The sequence below is a fragment of the Neisseria sp. Ec49-e6-T10 genome (assembly GCF_051132615.1).
Classification (GTDB): Bacteria; Pseudomonadota; Gammaproteobacteria; order Burkholderiales; family Neisseriaceae.
This window is the reverse complement of the sequence record NZ_CP152375.1, coordinates 871,428-887,533: the sequence shown is the minus strand read 5'-3', so window position 1 is coordinate 887,533 and position 16,106 is coordinate 871,428. Positions and strand designations below refer to the sequence as shown.

The 16,106-nt window shown below is 35.9% G+C and carries 19 protein-coding genes; 15 read left to right on the top strand and 4 right to left on the bottom strand.

Going from position 1 to position 16,106, the window contains the following annotated elements; translation table 11 throughout:
- Positions 1-22 precede the first annotated feature (22 nt).
- Complete coding sequence (locus AADH04_RS04550; RefSeq protein ID WP_434779062.1) at positions 23-1,888, top strand: HsdM family class I SAM-dependent methyltransferase; 1,866 nt, start codon at positions 23-25, stop codon at positions 1,886-1,888.
- A 111-nt stretch (positions 1,889-1,999) separates the two neighbouring features.
- Here the strand turns inward: AADH04_RS04550 and AADH04_RS04545 are convergent, their stop codons facing one another.
- From AADH04_RS04545 to AADH04_RS04530, 4 genes are all read right to left on the bottom strand, one after another.
- Positions 2,000-3,298, bottom strand: coding sequence for a hypothetical protein (locus AADH04_RS04545; protein WP_434779061.1), 1,299 nt, complete (start codon positions 3,296-3,298; stop codon positions 2,000-2,002).
- Positions 3,299-3,379: 81 nt separating this feature from the next.
- Entirely contained in the window at positions 3,380-3,589 is a 210-nt protein-coding gene (locus AADH04_RS04540; protein ID WP_434779060.1) for a hypothetical protein, read from the bottom strand.
- A gap of 393 nt (positions 3,590-3,982) precedes the next feature.
- Positions 3,983-4,735 carry a hypothetical protein gene (locus AADH04_RS04535; RefSeq protein ID WP_434779059.1) on the bottom strand — a complete coding sequence of 251 codons (753 nt, stop codon included), beginning with the start codon at positions 4,733-4,735 and terminating at the stop codon, positions 3,983-3,985.
- On the bottom strand, positions 4,732-4,935 hold the full coding sequence (locus AADH04_RS04530; RefSeq protein WP_434779058.1) for a transcriptional regulator: 204 nt from the start codon (positions 4,933-4,935) through the stop codon (positions 4,732-4,734). Before AADH04_RS04530 ends, AADH04_RS04535 begins: the two co-directional genes overlap by 4 nt.
- Positions 4,936-5,055: 120 nt before the next feature.
- Between AADH04_RS04530 and AADH04_RS04525 the strand changes: the two genes are divergently transcribed.
- From AADH04_RS04525 to AADH04_RS04460, 14 genes are all read left to right on the top strand, one after another.
- Positions 5,056-5,694, top strand: a complete 639-nt coding sequence (locus AADH04_RS04525; RefSeq protein ID WP_434779057.1) for an XRE family transcriptional regulator — start codon at positions 5,056-5,058, stop codon at positions 5,692-5,694.
- Positions 5,695-6,085: 391 nt separating this feature from the next.
- Positions 6,086-6,622: a TrbM/KikA/MpfK family conjugal transfer protein gene (locus AADH04_RS04520; protein ID WP_434779796.1), complete on the top strand. Its 537-nt coding sequence runs from the start codon at positions 6,086-6,088 to the stop codon at positions 6,620-6,622.
- A 48-nt stretch (positions 6,623-6,670) separates the two neighbouring features.
- Complete coding sequence (locus tag AADH04_RS04515) at positions 6,671-7,420, top strand: conjugal transfer protein TraL (protein ID WP_434779056.1); 750 nt, start codon at positions 6,671-6,673, stop codon at positions 7,418-7,420.
- Positions 7,386-7,802, top strand: coding sequence for a hypothetical protein (locus AADH04_RS04510; RefSeq protein WP_434779055.1), 417 nt, complete (start codon positions 7,386-7,388; stop codon positions 7,800-7,802). The genes AADH04_RS04515 and AADH04_RS04510 overlap by 35 nt, the downstream gene beginning before the upstream one ends.
- A gap of 64 nt (positions 7,803-7,866) precedes the next feature.
- On the top strand, positions 7,867-8,100 hold the full coding sequence (locus tag AADH04_RS04505; RefSeq protein ID WP_434779054.1) for a DUF4224 domain-containing protein: 234 nt from the start codon (positions 7,867-7,869) through the stop codon (positions 8,098-8,100).
- The gene (locus tag AADH04_RS04500) at positions 8,093-9,052 is read left to right on the top strand and encodes a tyrosine-type recombinase/integrase (RefSeq protein ID WP_434779053.1); all 960 of its coding nucleotides are present in this window, start codon (positions 8,093-8,095) and stop codon (positions 9,050-9,052) included. Before AADH04_RS04505 ends, AADH04_RS04500 begins: the two co-directional genes overlap by 8 nt.
- Positions 9,053-9,359: 307 nt before the next feature.
- Complete coding sequence (locus AADH04_RS04495) at positions 9,360-10,085, top strand: lytic transglycosylase domain-containing protein (protein WP_434779052.1); 726 nt, start codon at positions 9,360-9,362, stop codon at positions 10,083-10,085.
- A 76-nt stretch (positions 10,086-10,161) separates the two neighbouring features.
- A complete protein-coding gene (locus tag AADH04_RS04490) occupies positions 10,162-10,473 on the top strand; it encodes a TrbC/VirB2 family protein (protein ID WP_434779051.1) in 312 nt (103 codons plus the stop codon).
- A gap of 16 nt (positions 10,474-10,489) precedes the next feature.
- Positions 10,490-10,915 carry a VirB3 family type IV secretion system protein gene (locus AADH04_RS04485; RefSeq protein ID WP_434779050.1) on the top strand — a complete coding sequence of 142 codons (426 nt, stop codon included), beginning with the start codon at positions 10,490-10,492 and terminating at the stop codon, positions 10,913-10,915.
- The gene (locus AADH04_RS04480) at positions 10,830-13,226 is read left to right on the top strand and encodes a conjugal transfer protein (protein WP_434779049.1); all 2,397 of its coding nucleotides are present in this window, start codon (positions 10,830-10,832) and stop codon (positions 13,224-13,226) included. Before AADH04_RS04485 ends, AADH04_RS04480 begins: the two co-directional genes overlap by 86 nt.
- Positions 13,227-13,303: 77 nt before the next feature.
- Complete coding sequence (locus tag AADH04_RS04475; protein WP_434779048.1) at positions 13,304-13,963, top strand: type IV secretion system protein; 660 nt, start codon at positions 13,304-13,306, stop codon at positions 13,961-13,963.
- A 122-nt stretch (positions 13,964-14,085) separates the two neighbouring features.
- Positions 14,086-14,997, top strand: a complete 912-nt coding sequence (locus AADH04_RS04470) for a type IV secretion system protein (RefSeq protein ID WP_434779047.1) — start codon at positions 14,086-14,088, stop codon at positions 14,995-14,997.
- Positions 14,998-15,018: 21 nt separating this feature from the next.
- Positions 15,019-15,372, top strand: coding sequence for a hypothetical protein (locus AADH04_RS04465; protein WP_434779046.1), 354 nt, complete (start codon positions 15,019-15,021; stop codon positions 15,370-15,372).
- 22 nt (positions 15,373-15,394) lie between these two features.
- Positions 15,395-16,066 carry a hypothetical protein gene (locus tag AADH04_RS04460; protein WP_434779045.1) on the top strand — a complete coding sequence of 224 codons (672 nt, stop codon included), beginning with the start codon at positions 15,395-15,397 and terminating at the stop codon, positions 16,064-16,066.
- Positions 16,067-16,106 lie beyond the last annotated feature (40 nt).

Genomic DNA, 16,106 nt, shown 5'->3' with positions numbered 1-16,106 from the left:
ATATTTATATGATGAGTTAACAATGAAAAGAAAAATTTTAAATTTTCTTCGTAGTAATAACTTGGTCGACGAAAAATTAGTTAATTCACTAATTACTTCGTTATTTATTCATGAAAATCAGCTATCTGTTTCTAAAAATCGTATCTTACTAGACACGATAAACTATGATTTCCCTAATAAAACATCCCTAAAAAGTGAGCTTCTCCAGATTATAAATGACGAAGAAACTCCTTTCAATTTTGAAATGCTGATTCAACTTTTTGAGTTTGTGATTTCACCCAGTAATAGAATTGTTAATGGCGCCATTTACACACCTAAAAATATTAGGTCATTTATCATAGAAAGTGTTATTGATATAAAAAATGATAGCCTTTTTTTGCCAACGTATAAAATTGCTGACCTATCATGTGGGTGTGGAGCATTTTTGGTTGATGTTGCTCATAAATTAAAACAAAAAAGCAATCTATCATACTATCAAATTTTTAAAGAAAACCTATATGGAATTGATATAGAAAGTTATGCTGTTAGGCGCTCAAAAATTTTATTGAGCTTATTAGCTCTTTGGGAAGGAGAAGACGATAATTTTGAGTTTAACTTATTTGTGGGCGATTCTTTAAAATTCAACTGGAAAACATATTTTCCTTATTTTTCTGGTTTTGATATTATCGTAGGTAACCCTCCATACGTTACAGCAAAACATATGGCAAAAGAAACTCGTGAAATATTGACAAAAATGCAGACTTGCCAAATAGGAAGCCCTGATCTTTACATTCCTTTTTTTGAAATAGGTATAGAAAATTTAGCATCTGATGGTCAGCTAGGGTTTATTACGATGAACAGCTTTTTCAAGAGCTTAAATGCGCGTAATTTACGACAATACTTTTACAATAAATCCTTAAATTTCAATATTATTGATTTTGGAGCTGAGCAAATTTTTCAATCCCGTAATACCTATACATGTATCTGTATAATTAGCAATAAAAATAGTAGGTTCGTTAAATATATAAAAACTAAATCCCATATGCTGCAAAAAGATATGGCTTTTAAGCAGATACCATATGAAAATCTGAATGCTTATACTGGTTGGAATTTACACTCAAATGAACTCATTAAAAAGATAGAGAGTGTGGGAACACCTCTGGGGGAAAAATATAAAACTAGTCATGGATTAGCCACACTAAAAAATGACTTATATATTTTTACTCCTATTAGAGAAACAAAAGAATTTTATTATTTAAAAGCAAAGGATAATCAAGAATATCCGATTGAAAAAAACATTTGTGTTAATGTAATCAATTCTAACAAACTAAGCAGAGTAGCATCCATAGACAACTTTCAAGAAAAGCTTATTTTTCCTTATACCAATGAAAAATATCCTAAAATTCTTGATGAAGTAATCTTTAAAAAAAATTTCCCATTAGCCTACCAATATTTAAAAAATCATAGTGATGTACTTGCTCTCCGAGATAAAGGGAAAGGAAAATACCAAGCTTGGTATGCTTTTGGACGCACGCAGGGATTAGAACAGATAGAACATAAAATGTTTTTTCCTAAGTACTCAGATATTATCCCTCATTATTTAATTCATTCAGATAAGCGAACATACTTTTATAATGGTCAAGCTTTTCTAGGCAACTCAGTAAGAGAATTGCAAATATTAAAGAAAATATTAGAAACGAGATTATTTTGGTTTTATATCTCCTCAACTAGTAAACCATATGCTTCGAATTATTATTCTCTAAATGGAACTTATATTAAGAATTTTGGTATTTGCGATCTAGCAAAAGAAGAGGAAGATTTTATTTTAAAAGAAACCAATCGGGATATTTTGGATAGTTTTTTTGAAGAAAAATATAAAATTAATTTAGGTATGTTAGTTGAGACTTAAAGTGTCAATATTTTGTAACGGTTCACTATTAAATCTGGTTGTCAGCTAGAAGCTATAAGTTGCATAATAGAAATGTAATGTAATGTTCTGCATTGAAGCTGTAATGGTTTGTTAGTAAGTTGACCAAAGTGCTATGAGTAAATCAGTTGACCACTCAAAAATATATGAGTCATCATCAAGCGCCCGTAATGCCATAGCCTCTGTGTTAATTTTTTCTTTTTGATATCTTTTCATACATTGTTCGGCAAATTGTTTGATCTCAGGAATTTTAATTATCTCTCCCTGCTGGAAGTAATCTTTAAAATCACCTGTTATCACAGAAACAGCTGATGGTGGTAGAAAGACATTTTCCTCAGATAAAGCCTTAAAATCCAAAAGGTAGCTTTTTGCTTTTTCGAATGAATCGCTTGAATTGATTGCAGAACTGATATGAAGTAAATATATTGCAGAGTTTAATCCCGCCCAGCATATGCCAACTCTATCTAATGTTTGAGTAAGAACCCCAACAAACTCTAGACATATATCTTCATGTTTAAATGATAATGCAATACAAAGTGTAATTAACTGTGGTGCTAATCCTAAAATGAACTCGTCATAGTCACTTGATAATCCAAATCTAGGTGTGATCATGGGCATGTAACAGCTATTTCTCTGCCATTCAAGCAACAAAGAAGACCAATATTTAGGGTCTTTACTTAAACCACACAAAAGCGCAGTAATAATCGGAATACCCCATTGGGCACCTAAACATGAGTCTAAATTTGTGTTAGCGAAATTTTCTTTAGAATCCGCTGTAATCAGCTCAATTAAGTCAGCAAAAATTCGTGAATCATGACGACTTATTGTAACATAAGAAGAAATAACATTTTCCTTTGACAAACCTAACTTAACTGCATGCATAAGCAACTGAGGGTAGTCAACTTTTTTCAGCCATAGTTCTGATGTAAACAAATCATGCAATGCGAAATAATTAACATTATTTCTTACTCTAACGTGTTGAGTAAGAACATCTTTAATAAGCTCGTTCGCTGTATTACTGCCAACAAGGTAAACTCTATAATTATTTTTTCCATACTGAGCTTCCAGATTTCTAGGGCGAACAGAGTGGCTCCCACCTTGGGCAACGATATGGAAGAAAAAAAGTGGTTTCTCAAACTCTCTGTTTTCCTGAGCATAAACTTTTAATGGATTATTTGTCATCCCATTAGTAGCTTTACTTTCAACTTCAAAGATGAAAAGTGGAAAACGATTACCCTTTTGTGAAAACCATGCAACATCAACTGCAGGAGATTCTCCATGTGAAGATTCATCGACAGGAAACTCTTCTTCAACATGATAACCAAGGACCGAACCTAACTGAACGATTCCTTCTATTAATTGCTTTCCTGCGGTAAGTTTGTGATTAGCCATTAGGTGATATAGTAATTTTCCCTGATTATAGCATTTCAATCGGTCAATAAAAAAGAGAACAAACCTTTACAAGGAAATTGTCTACGACTCATGATTCAGTGGTAATTGGAAACATGAATTCACTAGGCCTAATGCCTGAGCTCCATACTGATTATGAATCATTGTACCTAGTTTAAAATGAAATTTTAATAATTCTGATTCTTTTGTAGATTGGATGATATTTTTATCTTTTTCAGATAAGTTTTTTATCAAGTCATCTGTTACAGCTTCAATGATCGCGAAGTTTTGCATTTATCTTTTTCATAAAAAACCTAAGTGCGCCACCTTATTTATATGAAGTAACCCTATGTTTGTATTCTATGTATATTGTGTTACCTAGAGACAAACTAATTTGTATCCCATGAACAAACTAATTTGTATCCCATGAACAAACTAATTTGTATCCCATGAACAAACTAATTTGTATCCCATGAACAAACTAATCTGTACTCTATGTACAAAGTAATGATTTTTAAAAGAATAATTTTACTGTCAAAAATGACTATATTGGGTACATAAATAGAAGGTTTTGATTATTTTTGGAAGGAATGACTATTTTTAATTTTTTATAGCTAAGATACTGAAAAAATAGGCTGTTTTTGGTGGTTTTATAAATTTTGGGCGCAATAATGCTATAGGAGGAGATTATTTCTTCAAAATATTTGAAAGGATATTCTTTAGGTTCTCTTGAGCTGTTTCTTTTGTTGAACGAGTACCTTTTGGCTCTCTTGTTGCTTTGATTTCTGCATTGATCTGTTCTTGAGTAACAGGAACAGTAAGTGATTTTGCTACTGGGCTAAAGTTTGGTTGATAAAATGCAGCCCAGCCTTTAATAATGGTTTCTTCCATAATAAGATGAATATCAAGCCTCTGATCACATAAAGCCTTTAATTCATTAATGCGTTTTTTCTTATCGATATTCAACATGGTGCGTCCTTTTTTCCTTTGACTCATACCAATAAACTGATTCCATAGTTTAATAGGCATCCAGTTAGGTACCCTAAAACCATCGTTGTCTAGCTGGTATTCATTAATGTCTTTAGGAATGGGTAATCCTTTAACCTGATAAACTAACTTTAAAAGTTTTTCAGCATTGACCCTAAAGTGCATTTTATTGAAGATACCGCCTTTTTTAAAATCAAGGACACCAAGGTTGGTTAGATAGGTTCTGGCAACTTCATAACCTCGTCTGGTCACACCTATTTCTGAAGCTAGGTCTTTACCTGTTTTCCAGAACCAGCCATCACGATGAGGGGCTTTACTTTCTACATTTTCAGCCCAATAGAGGAACTTACTCAACATTCTGAGTGTTGGCTCATGGTTATCACACAACTGCCTTAATTCGCTGTAAACAACGAATTCAGTTGATAGGGTAGAACGTATCGAATGAATGTTCATTTAATAAATAGGTCAGGTCTTAAATCTTCGCGAGATACTGCTCCATTAGTAATTTTTTCAATTGAAATCGCCGTTTCAGCAGGGATGATACTACGTTTTTTAACCCAGCTATTGATTGCTGATCTCTGAAGCCCTAGCTGTCTGCCTAGTGCTGCTTGAGAACCAAAATATAAAATTGCTTTCTCTAAACCTGTAATCATTGTCAAATCCTTTAAACTTAGTATTTTTTAGTTATACATTTTAATTATAGTATAATAAATTTATACGACACACAACACTTTTAGAATTAACCTCATAAAAAATATGAGATTAATTATTCAATGAATACAATAGACATTGCTGATTGGGTCAAATCTGCACGGCAGCATAAGGGGTTGACTCAAGAAGAGTTAGCTTTTGAGCTTGGCTTTTCAACTAAAGCCAGCATATCTGCTATGGAGAGAGGTAGAAGTCAGCCTACATTCACAACTATGCTTCAGATATCAGAGCTATGCTCTTATCCTTTACCATATCAAGATTTTTACTCTATTGAGCAGGATTCAGAAGATGATGTTATAGAGCTTCCTCTATATATAGGATTTATTAATCCAAAAAATATAGGAGAAGTAATGCTGGAAAATAGCAATAGAAAAATGCATATTTCTAAATACACACTTAAAGAAGCTCAAGTTGAGATTGAAAATGTGATTGCCACAAAAATAGAAGGAAATAGTTTATACCCAGTTATTCCAGATACAAGTACAGTTATTTTAGATAGATCATTAATCAATATTGTTGATGGAAAGTTATACGGTTGTATTTATGGTGGATTATTCAGAATCCGTAAAGTTTATTCACTTCCTAATAATATGATTAAATTGAGTACTTATAACAATATTGAATATCCTGATGAATTTATAAATAGAGACGAATTACAAATACTAGGAAAAGTATGTACATGGATTGTTGTATATAGATAATCTTCTTAAAAATTTAAAGCTGCTTTAAAGCAGCTTTTTTTTATCCTATTGTATAATTATTATATACTATGTATAATTTAATTATTCTCTTTAAAAATTCAGCCCGAATAACCCCAAAGAATACTCATATTCATTTGGTAATAAGGGAAAAACGCACGGTATGTTTACGTGCAACGCAACATTCTGGCCGTTGCGTTATCAGGGAATCGTCCGCAGTGAGTCTCACTGACAGTTTTAGACAAAAATCTATTACAGGAAACCAGAACCGCCCAACTGCGAAATCCTAAAGCATGGCTTTAGGGGCTTGGCGGCAATAAAGGCAGTCTTCATCCTTATCTATTATTTATTCTTTGAAAGATGGTCTATGAAATTTAAATTATGTTCGTTTTTTATGGGGATCGGTTTATTTTTAACCTCAACTTTATCTTTTGCTGAAGAGGATATCCTGACAGGAGACACCAGACTGTCTTGTGAAGCTATTTTGTGTTTATCCAGTGGCGAGAAGCCAAGTGAATGCGCACCATCGTTGAAACGTTATTTTGATATTCACAAGAAAAAAATGTCTGACACCATAAAAGCACGCAAGGATTTTTTAAGTATCTGCCCATCCAGCAAGGAAGAAGGAATGCCTTCTTTAATCAGTGCCATATCAAAAGGTGCGGGTCGTTGTGATGCGGATGAGTTGAATCGGGTCAATCGTAAGCTGGTTAAAGTGCCGAATCCTGAGTATCAACAATGTGTTTCAGGAAAAAAGGGGTATCGTACACAGCCTTGTGCAAGTATACCCAGTGTGATCTCAAAATACATTATTCAAAATGCTCGACCATCTTACTGTACGGCGTATTTTAACCATGGGTGGACTTATAACGTTGATTCTGTGAAATATGTTGGTGATCCATACAATGGTGGTAAGTGGGTTAATCAATAACTGAAACAGCCTGATTTTTCAGGCTGTATTTATTTTAAGAGGCATAATATGAAAGAAGTTCATTTAATTACTCAAGGTAAAGGTGGTGTGGGTAAATCACTGGTTGCTTCCTTTATCGCTCAATATTTAAGAGCCACTAATCAGGATACACCTGTTCATTGTTTTGACACTGATCCTGTGAATCCAACATTCAGCCGTTATAAAGCATTGGATGTGTCTGTGGTCAATATCCTGAACAATAATAACAATATCGATTCTCGAAACTTTGATGGATTGATTGAACAGCTTGTTGAAGCTGAAGGCATTGCTGTTGTGGATAATGGGGCGGCGACATTTGTTCCTTTAATGTCTTATATGGCTGAAAACTCGGTTGATGCTTTACTGGCAGACAGTGAGGTTGAATTGTATATCCACTCAGTTATTGCTGGTGGCCAAGCACAAAAGGATTGTTTGGATGGGCTGTTTAAAACGGTAAAGGGGATACAGGCGCATGTGGTTGTGTGGTTGAATCATCATTTTGGGCAGATTGAAGAATCAGGTAAATCTTTTTCTGAGTTTAAATTTGTGAAAGATCATCGAGATAAGATTATTAAAACTGTTGAGTTGCACCCTCGTAACCCTGACACATTTGGCAAAGATATTCAGAAAATGACTTCTTTAAATCTGACGTTTGATGAAATAGCCAATCATCCTGATTTCACTATGATGCCACGTCAACGTTTGAAACAAGTGAGAAATGATATATGGGGGCAACTAGGACAAGATGAATTATTCAGCAGAGCAGGGAATCAAGAATGATGATATTGAGCATATCATTCAACAGGTGTTTCAGATATCAGGGGTTAAATTAACGGCTGATGACCCGATTGTTGCGGTATTGCTTCTTCAAGAAAAAAATCAGTCTGCTCATTTTTTGGCTCTTCAGGAAGAAACTCAAAAACTCTTGGATGCTGTTTCTGAAATTAAAAAGTATCGGGAACAGGTTTTGATGGAGCTTATGGGTGAGGCCAAACGCTCTTCTAAAAATGCTGAAGAACAGGTCATTGGTATGGTGAATGCTCATTTGTCTGAGTTTAAACATTCATTGGTTCATGAGCATCTAACGTTAAATAGGGCGTATCTTTTGATGATAGGGATAGTTGGCATGGTAATGGGGGTGGTTCTGCGTTCTCTTTTTTGATGCCAATGTGACATTTTATTGATTGACCCTCTTAAGGGTCATTTTTATTTAAGAGGGAATTGAAATGGCTGAATATCTAAATTCCTGCCTGACTGATGAGGACATACAGGAAATTACGGGTTTGGAACAACCCGCTGCGCAATGTAGGGCATTAGATAAGTTAGGGGTGAAATATTCCAAACGCAGGGATGGTAAACCTCGTACCACATGGCGACTTTATGAAGATGCGATTCAGGAAAAACAATATACAGTAGAACCTGATTTTTCGGTATTTGCAAAGGAAAAACAATATGGGTAAACCGCGTACTAAAAATACGGGTCTTCCTCGAAATGTTTATTTGAAACATGGCGCCTATTATTATGTACGCAATAATAAATGGACAAGGCTTGCGAAAAAAGGGGATGAGTCGGGCATGTATAAAGCCTTATCTGGTATTACCCGTATGGAAAACCAAAAGCCTGCAATGCTCGGTATTTTTGAAAGGTATGAACGCGAAGTTTTACCCACAAAAGCAAAAGGTACGATAAAGGATCAAAAGCATCATTTGCACATCCTAAAAGGTGTGTTTGGCAAAATGGATCCAACAGTAATATTACCTAAGCACATTGCCCAATATCTGGATACCAGAGAAGCAAAAATTGCGGCCAATAGGGAAATTGCTTTACTTTCTCATGTGTTCAAAAAGGCCATACGTTGGGGTTTAGCTGAGAAAAACCCCTGTTTATATGTTGAGAAGAATCAGGAAAAACCCTGTGATCGGTATATTGCAGATTGGGAGTTTCATGCTGTGTACCAACAAGCTGCTACGCATATTCAAATTTTAATGGACTTGGCTTATATTACAGGCCAAAGACAAGCAGATTTATTAAAAATCAAACATTCGGATATTTCGGAAGAAGGGATATTTTTTGAGCAAAACAAAACGGGGACAAAGATTATTGTTGTTTGGTCTGATGCTTTACGTGATGTGGTGAATAGGGCTAAAAAAGAGTTTCCTTTTTCTGCAGAATATCTGGTGGTTAATGCCAGAGGGCAAAAATATGGCTCAAGTGGCATACAGACGGCTTGGCAAAGATTGATTGTTGATTGTATAAAAAGAGGCATTATTCAGGAAAGATTTACATTCAGAGATATCAGGGCAAAGGCTAGGAGTGATGGTGATGATAAGAAATTACTGGGTCACGCTAACCCTGAAGCAATGGCGAAAATTTACCAAAGAAAACCTGTCAAAGTGCAGCCTGTTAAGTGATCATATTAGACAACTGTCTAATAAAAAAACGAGCTAGCTTTATTTGTGTAAGCTAACTCATTGTTTTTAATGGTGCCGGCGAAAGGAGTTGAACCCTCGACCTTCTGATTACAAGACAGTTGTACAATTATTTATAAACAATAAGTTACAAAGATAATTGTCTAATAAAATGTAAAATTCGACCCTTGTTTTTATTGGGTGTTTATATTGAGTATTAGACAGATTTTTCTAATTTTTTGTATATCCCTTTAGTATTTTTTCTCAGTTTTCTTTTTCAAATAATTAATCATTCATGTAAAGGAAGATAATGAAAGCAATTACTTTCTTTCCTTTTTTATGTTTGTCATTCACACCTTTTGTTTATGCTCAAACAGTTAATTTTCATGAACTGGCTAAAAGGTGTGTACCTGATGTGTCTTCTCACACATTAGCGGCAATCGTTAAAACGGAATCAGGGTTTAATCCCTATGCAATTGGAGTCAATAGAGGGGCTAAACTTTCTAGACAACCCAAAAGCCATCAAGAAGCGGTTTCAACTGCTAAATCTTTAATAGCCAAAGGCGCGAATATTGATATGGGCATTGCCCAGATTAACTCTGCCAATCTTGGTGTGGTTAAGATGAGTATTGAACAACTTTTTGATCCTTGCCAGAACCTAAAAGCCTCTGCATTGATTTTAAGTAGGAACTATCAGGGGGCAAAGAAGATACACGGGGATGGGCAAAAAGCACTACAAGCGGCTTTATCAGCTTATAACACAGGCTCATTTAGTCGGGGTTTTAATAATGGCTATGTACGTAAGGTACTCGCCAGTGCAGGCAGTAATACAGAACAAGTCACTTTAAAAGTACCTAAGTTAGATCCAAGTTTTTCAACCAAAGCTGTGCCAGTTAAGGCAAAAGCGCAACCAACCAATATAGGAGGAAATAAACCACGAAAGAGTCTTATCGTTTCAACAGTTGAATCAAACAGGGAAGAACCCATCGAGGGCAGCAAGCCACATCAATCTTGGGATGTCTTCGCCGAGTTCTGACCTGTTTACTATTATTAGTTTTTTGTGCCGCTACTATATGCGGCTTTTTTTATGTCCAAAAGAAGGAAATTTATTTATGAAAGCATTACAAAAGTCTTCAATTAATCAATGGTTGTTAGCAGCATTTTTAAGTATGTTGTGTCCACTGACCATGGCAGCAGGATTCGAGGGCGAAGTCACCTCAATGATTATTATGGTTCGAAATGGGATTTATGCCGTTGTTGGGGCAGTTGCCACAATCGCCCTACTTTGGCAGTTTGCCCAAGGGTTTATGGGGCGCAAGACATGGGGCGATATTCTGGAAACTGCTTTATGGATCGTCGGCGCAGGGGCTGGCATTGTGATTGCGACATGGCTCTTTACCAAAGGCGGCAGCATGAGCATTTAATAGGAGTAGCCATTATATGAAAGACAATCCTATCGATAGAGAATGCCCTACCTTTAATGCTTTATCTCGTGAAGCAATGGTTTGGGGGATTCCTTTAATTGCTTTAGCAATATCAGGATTTGTGACGGTAATGGCAGTGATGGCAGCTTTGCCTTTTCTTCAGGGAAAGGCAATGTTGTTTTTACTGTTACCCATTCCGTTTTTATTGTTCCTTAAAACCATCTCGGCTAATGATGATCAGGCATTCAAGATCATTCTTCTTGAAGTGAAATGGTTTTTTAGAAAGAAAAATATAGCCTTATTTAATGGAACATTAACCATTATCTCTACCAAGTTTGGGAGAAATTTAAATGATTATGAGCGATTTTTTGAGCAGTGTTCTAAAAAAACAGCCAGCTCAATCCGATTTTCTGCCGAAAATCTGCCAACACGTCACGGATAACCTAGTCTGGTACAAAGAAGGTTATGTTGGTTTTGTCATCAGAATGGAAGGGCTGGCTTTTGATGGTGTGGACGACAAACACCTGTACACCAGTTTTGTCGGGCTAAAAAATCTGTTTGCTGCTTTAGGCAAAACTTTGGGTAATCGGCTTTCTGTTTGGACAACGCTTCAACGTAAAAAGATCAACTTTGATCGGGATTATGCGTTTTCTACTGATTTTTGCGAGCAGTTCGCCAGTAAATACCTCAAGCGATTTCAGGATGAAGATTATTTTGAGAATCTTTTTTATATTACGGCCTTGGTTAAAAGTACGGATATTGATGAAGGAATCAAAGAAGCAGAAGAGCTGATTGACATTATGATGAAGTCTTTAGATGTTTATGATCCGTATTTACTGACCGCTTATCAGAACCAAGAAGGCACTTTATTTTCTGAAGTGTATGAGTTCTTTGGTTCACTCATTAATGGTACAGAGCAAAAAATACCCTTATCCAGTGTTGATGCTTACCAAAATCTAGCCAGTGCCAATTTACACTTTGGCTCAGACATATTGGAGATTCGACCCGACCAAGCCAATAGAAAATATGCGGTGATGTTTGATTTAAAGGATTTTGGCTTATCTAAACCCAAGATATTGACCCAGATATTAACATTGTCTTGTGAATTTACCTTGACCCAATCTTTGGTGTACATCAACCCTTATGCTATGCAAGAAAAAATCAACCGACAAATGAATAACCTTCAGTCAGTGGGTGATAAAGCACAAGGACAAATAGATGAGCTGCTTGAGGGACAAGGTAAACTGACTTCAGGAGAATTGATGTTTGGTGAGTATCATGCCGCATTGGTGGTCTATGGTAAAACACCACAGGAAGCAACCTATAATGGTTCCAAAGCCTATGCTGCTTTTTTAAATTCTGGCGGGTATCGTTTTACCAAAGCCACCTTATCCGCTCCTGCAACCTTTTTCAGCCAAGTACCCAATAGTCAGGAAAAACCCAGAAAGTACCCTAAAACAACGGAGAATCTGGCCACCACCTTTGGCATACACAATTACTCCCATGGTAAATCACATGGTAATCCAATTGGGGATGGCACTGCCGTGATGCCACTGCAAACCGTATCCAAAACCGTGTATGACTTTAACTTCCATTTTACCAATCAAAAAGAAGACAACCTAGGTGAAAAAGTGGCTGGTCATACCCTCATTTTAGGGGCAACAGGTACAGGTAAAACCACCTTGCAAACGGCCATTCTTTCTTTTGTTGAACGGTTTGATCCCTTTATCTTTGCCATGGATTTAGATAGAGGAATGGAAATTTTTATCCGTGCCATTGGTGGTCAGTATTTTGCGTTAGAAGCTGGGGAGCCTACAGGATTGAATCCATTTCAATTACCTGTGACACCAGTCAATAGAGAATTCCTTTATACCTTGGTGACCATGTGTGGCTCAGATGAAGATGGCAAAGTAACTGCCGTTGAAGAAAAACAAGTTCAGTTTGCCGTGGATGCCACACTTGACCTAGATATGGAGAACAGGAACTTCAGTACCTTATTACAGAGTATTCCTCATTCTGATGATCCTAACTCATTGAGGATCCGCTTAAGTAAATGGTGTCGTAGTGAAAATGGCCGTTATGCTTGGTGTCTGGATAACCCAATCAACCTGTTTGATCCTGAAACCTTCTATCGAATTGGTTTTGATTTAACAGCAGTCCTTAAGGATGACTACCCACCTACTGCGCCTATTCTGGCTTTTATGTTTCATCTGCGTAATTTGATGATGGTCAGGGTCAGTAAAGTAGATGGCATACTGGCCACCATTATTGAAGAGTTTTGGTATGCCGCTCGGTTTCAGGCATTACAGGAAATCATGCTGAAGATACTCAAAACAGATCGCAAATTGGGTGGCTGGTTAATCTTGGTTTCTCAATCTCCTGAAGATGCCATTAATTGCCCCATTTTCCCCGCCATTATTCAACAAACACCCACCAAGATATTCTTGCCCAATCCTGATGCAGAATACGAAGGTAGTTATCAACGGTGTGGTTTAACAGAAAAGGAGTTTAAACAATTATCAGAACTTTCTACAGACTCTCGTACCTTTTTAGTCAAACAAGGTCGACAATCTGCTTTTGCCAAGCTAGACCTATACGGTTTTAGTGATGAAATCCCCATTCTATCGGGTTCAGCTGATAATGTAGAAATACTGTATCAAGTGATGAAAGAGTATGGAAAAGACCCCACACAGTGGCTTGAGCCATTTGTACAAAGGTTACAAGTCAAACGTGCTGAAAAGCGTAAATCTTAAAAACGTAAATACTTATTAATCATTTTTTATCCGCCGCTCTATGCGGTTTTTTTATTGTTTATTTATGGAGTTTTATTATGAAAATTATGAAAAAACAAAGAAAGTATATTGTTTCTATTGTTCTATCTACCTGTATGCTGATCTTTCCAATTACAAGTTACGCTGGAGGTATCCCTGTTTTTGATGGAGCACAAGTAGCCAATACCTTGCAACAGATTATTCATATGAAAGAGCAAATTGATAATCAAATCCAACAGATTGCTGAGTTAAAAAATCAGGTGTCGGCGTTAACTGGATCCAAGGGGGTTGGTAGTGCGTTCTCTGAAACAGCTTTGGAACAGCTACCGACAGAATGGAAAGATTTGTATGACAGTATCGCCAATACCGATTATAAAAAAATGATTCAAGGTAAAACCTATACGCCAGAAACAGCCATGAAACAGTTGGTCAATAATTATGACTCTTCAGTGCAGGCATTTAATGACACAAAATTACGTTTAAATAATCTGCAAAAGATGATTAAAAAGATTGATTCGACCACAGATATTAAAGCCGCACAGGATTTACAGAACAGAATAGCAGCAGAAAGTGCTATTATTCAGAACAATCAAACCAAATTGGACATGATGGCCAGATTAGCAGAACAGATGGAGAAAATAGAGCACTATAAGCATGTCGAACGGAGTGCTTGTTATGCTAAAAATTTTAAAACCAGAAACTGGGATGCTTGTAGATAACCAAACAATTAATTAAGGAGACATATTATACGGATAGCATTGCAAAGAGTTTGGCTATCCGTATAAAGTCTTAGAACAATAGATAATGCTCTTTTAGAGCATTTTTTTATAGAGGTAAAAAAATGGGACACTTTTCAAGTGTATCAGATACCTTGCTTCATGGTATGGGAACAAATCTGTTTGCTAAGTCTGCAAATCTAATTTCTGGTATCGCTCCGCTATTTGCTGCTGGGTTTGGTGTGTATATCTTGCTAGTCATGATAAGTTACTACAATAGGGGGTTAGATGAAAACATCATGGATTTTAGTAAGAGAATGATTGGATGGTTGGTTATTATCGCCTGTGCCTTTAATGCAGGCACATACAATAAACTGGCAAATTTGATGTATCAAATGCCTGAATCAATAAGTGTAATGTTGGGTACGGGGGAATATTCGGTAACCGCTTTAGATGCTGCCTATGACAACTTTATGTCTGTAGTCTCAGATACATTTCAGCAAGCGAAAGAACTACCCATGACAGAGATTGCTGAAAAGATAGGGTTTTATTTTATAGGCATGATTATTTTTATTTGTGGTGGAATATTTTTTCTCGCTATTTTATCATTTTATCTAGTTGCTAAATTATCTTTAGCAATGGTTATTTTAATAGGTCCCATATTTATAGGAGCCATGCTATTTCCAGCAACAAGACAGTGGGGTATGAATTGGATAGGACAGATATTTAATTATACCATTACAATAGTTTTTTATGTTATCCTAGGATCATTACAGCATGATTTTTTCCAGAATCATGTCAATAATTTACTGGGTAATGAGATAGACTCCGTTCTTTTATTGCTCCCATTAGCAGGTATGATGTGTACATCAACACTCATTTTTTTAGTTGTTGCATGGAATATACCAAGTATCGCATCTGCGCTAACAGGTGGAGCAAGTACGGGAGGTATACCAGTTATTTTGAGGTCAATTGCAAATCGTCAATTTCATTATTCTAAAGGAAATACAGCCGGTGGTAGCATTAAAAGGAATTAATAGTTAATTGGAGAAAAAAGGATGTTTTATAAATTAAAGCGTATTTATTTCACTGTATCTCGTAGTGTTAATAGAGGTATAGATATATTAATTTATATTTGGCGTGCTTTTTTGTCTGTATTGCTAGCCATAAAAAAGACACTAGATGCGATTGGATACGCAATAGTATGGTCTCTAGGAATATTCATTCTAATTGTAAAATATTCTCTTAGTTTTTTTAGTGTTATAGGTATTCTAGGTGGATTGATTGCCATGCTCTTAGGGTTTGAAGAAGCCTCATTCAGGCTAGCTATAATTGGAGCTATCAGTTTTGTTTTTCTTTTATTAGTTTGGGTTGGACCTAGCTTATTTAGTGTGCGTTATTATGAGTATTAATAATTATGTAAAAAGGAGATTTATGCAAAAATATATTATTGCCCTCAGTGTTATATGTTCTATTAGTATTGTAGCTTGTAGTAATAAGACCGATGCTAATGAGCAAAATTTTACTACAGCAATGAATCAGTATTTTGATAAAAAAGGTGATTTGTGTCTTAATATCAAAAAATGGCCTGTGGATGTATCTGAAGGAAGCCTTGGGATGCAAAATAATACACCAAGTAGCGAAGTTAATCGGATGGTTGCACTTGAAGCTGTTGGGTTGGTGAGAGGAGAAGATGCTGAAGTACAGGGTACCAACTTTAGCGGAGAACCAAACGGTGTAATACGTAAGGTCAAACGTTATATGCTTACAGATGCAGCTAAGAATTTTATTCAAGAAAAAGATGTAGATTCTATTGGTATGAATGGAAAAAATACAGTTCGCCAAACTAAACTTTGTTGGGGTAAACAAAACATTGATAAGATCGTGAAGTGGGAAGGGCCAATAAAGTTAGGAGATTATCAAGAAGTGGGTATTACGTATACATATAAGATCAATAATATCGCTGATTGGGCTAAAAAACCTGAAATACAAGCTGCGTTCCCAGAGGTAAAGAATATTATTGATAATGAGAGTAGTAGAGAGATTAAGCATGGTATCAAGTTAACTAGTCAAGGCTGGGAGGCAAAAGGGCTGATTTGGGAATAAACATTCTGAAATACTTAAACAAAACCATCTATACGTTAAA

Coding starts and splice junctions, on each gene's coding strand:
- AADH04_RS04495 (WP_434779052.1), top strand. CDS start 9,360: ATGAAAGCAATTACTTTCTTTCCTTTTTTATGTTTGTCATTCACACCT.
- AADH04_RS04500 (WP_434779053.1), top strand. CDS start 8,093: ATGGGTAAACCGCGTACTAAAAATACGGGTCTTCCTCGAAATGTTTAT.
- AADH04_RS04550 (WP_434779062.1), top strand. CDS start 23: ATGAAAAGAAAAATTTTAAATTTTCTTCGTAGTAATAACTTGGTCGAC.
- AADH04_RS04505 (WP_434779054.1), top strand. CDS start 7,867: ATGGCTGAATATCTAAATTCCTGCCTGACTGATGAGGACATACAGGAA.
- AADH04_RS04465 (WP_434779046.1), top strand. CDS start 15,019: ATGTTTTATAAATTAAAGCGTATTTATTTCACTGTATCTCGTAGTGTT.
- AADH04_RS04480 (WP_434779049.1), top strand. CDS start 10,830: ATGAGCGATTTTTTGAGCAGTGTTCTAAAAAAACAGCCAGCTCAATCC.
- AADH04_RS04515 (WP_434779056.1), top strand. CDS start 6,671: ATGAAAGAAGTTCATTTAATTACTCAAGGTAAAGGTGGTGTGGGTAAA.
- AADH04_RS04510 (WP_434779055.1), top strand. CDS start 7,386: ATGAATTATTCAGCAGAGCAGGGAATCAAGAATGATGATATTGAGCAT.
- AADH04_RS04525 (WP_434779057.1), top strand. CDS start 5,056: ATGAATACAATAGACATTGCTGATTGGGTCAAATCTGCACGGCAGCAT.
- AADH04_RS04520 (WP_434779796.1), top strand. CDS start 6,086: ATGGGGATCGGTTTATTTTTAACCTCAACTTTATCTTTTGCTGAAGAG.
- AADH04_RS04535 (WP_434779059.1), bottom strand. CDS start 4,735: ATGAACATTCATTCGATACGTTCTACCCTATCAACTGAATTCGTTGTT.
- AADH04_RS04490 (WP_434779051.1), top strand. CDS start 10,162: ATGAAAGCATTACAAAAGTCTTCAATTAATCAATGGTTGTTAGCAGCA.
- AADH04_RS04460 (WP_434779045.1), top strand. CDS start 15,395: ATGCAAAAATATATTATTGCCCTCAGTGTTATATGTTCTATTAGTATT.
- AADH04_RS04470 (WP_434779047.1), top strand. CDS start 14,086: ATGGGACACTTTTCAAGTGTATCAGATACCTTGCTTCATGGTATGGGA.
- AADH04_RS04485 (WP_434779050.1), top strand. CDS start 10,490: ATGAAAGACAATCCTATCGATAGAGAATGCCCTACCTTTAATGCTTTA.
- AADH04_RS04475 (WP_434779048.1), top strand. CDS start 13,304: ATGAAAATTATGAAAAAACAAAGAAAGTATATTGTTTCTATTGTTCTA.
- AADH04_RS04540 (WP_434779060.1), bottom strand. CDS start 3,589: ATGCAAAACTTCGCGATCATTGAAGCTGTAACAGATGACTTGATAAAA.
- AADH04_RS04530 (WP_434779058.1), bottom strand. CDS start 4,935: ATGATTACAGGTTTAGAGAAAGCAATTTTATATTTTGGTTCTCAAGCA.
- AADH04_RS04545 (WP_434779061.1), bottom strand. CDS start 3,298: ATGGCTAATCACAAACTTACCGCAGGAAAGCAATTAATAGAAGGAATC.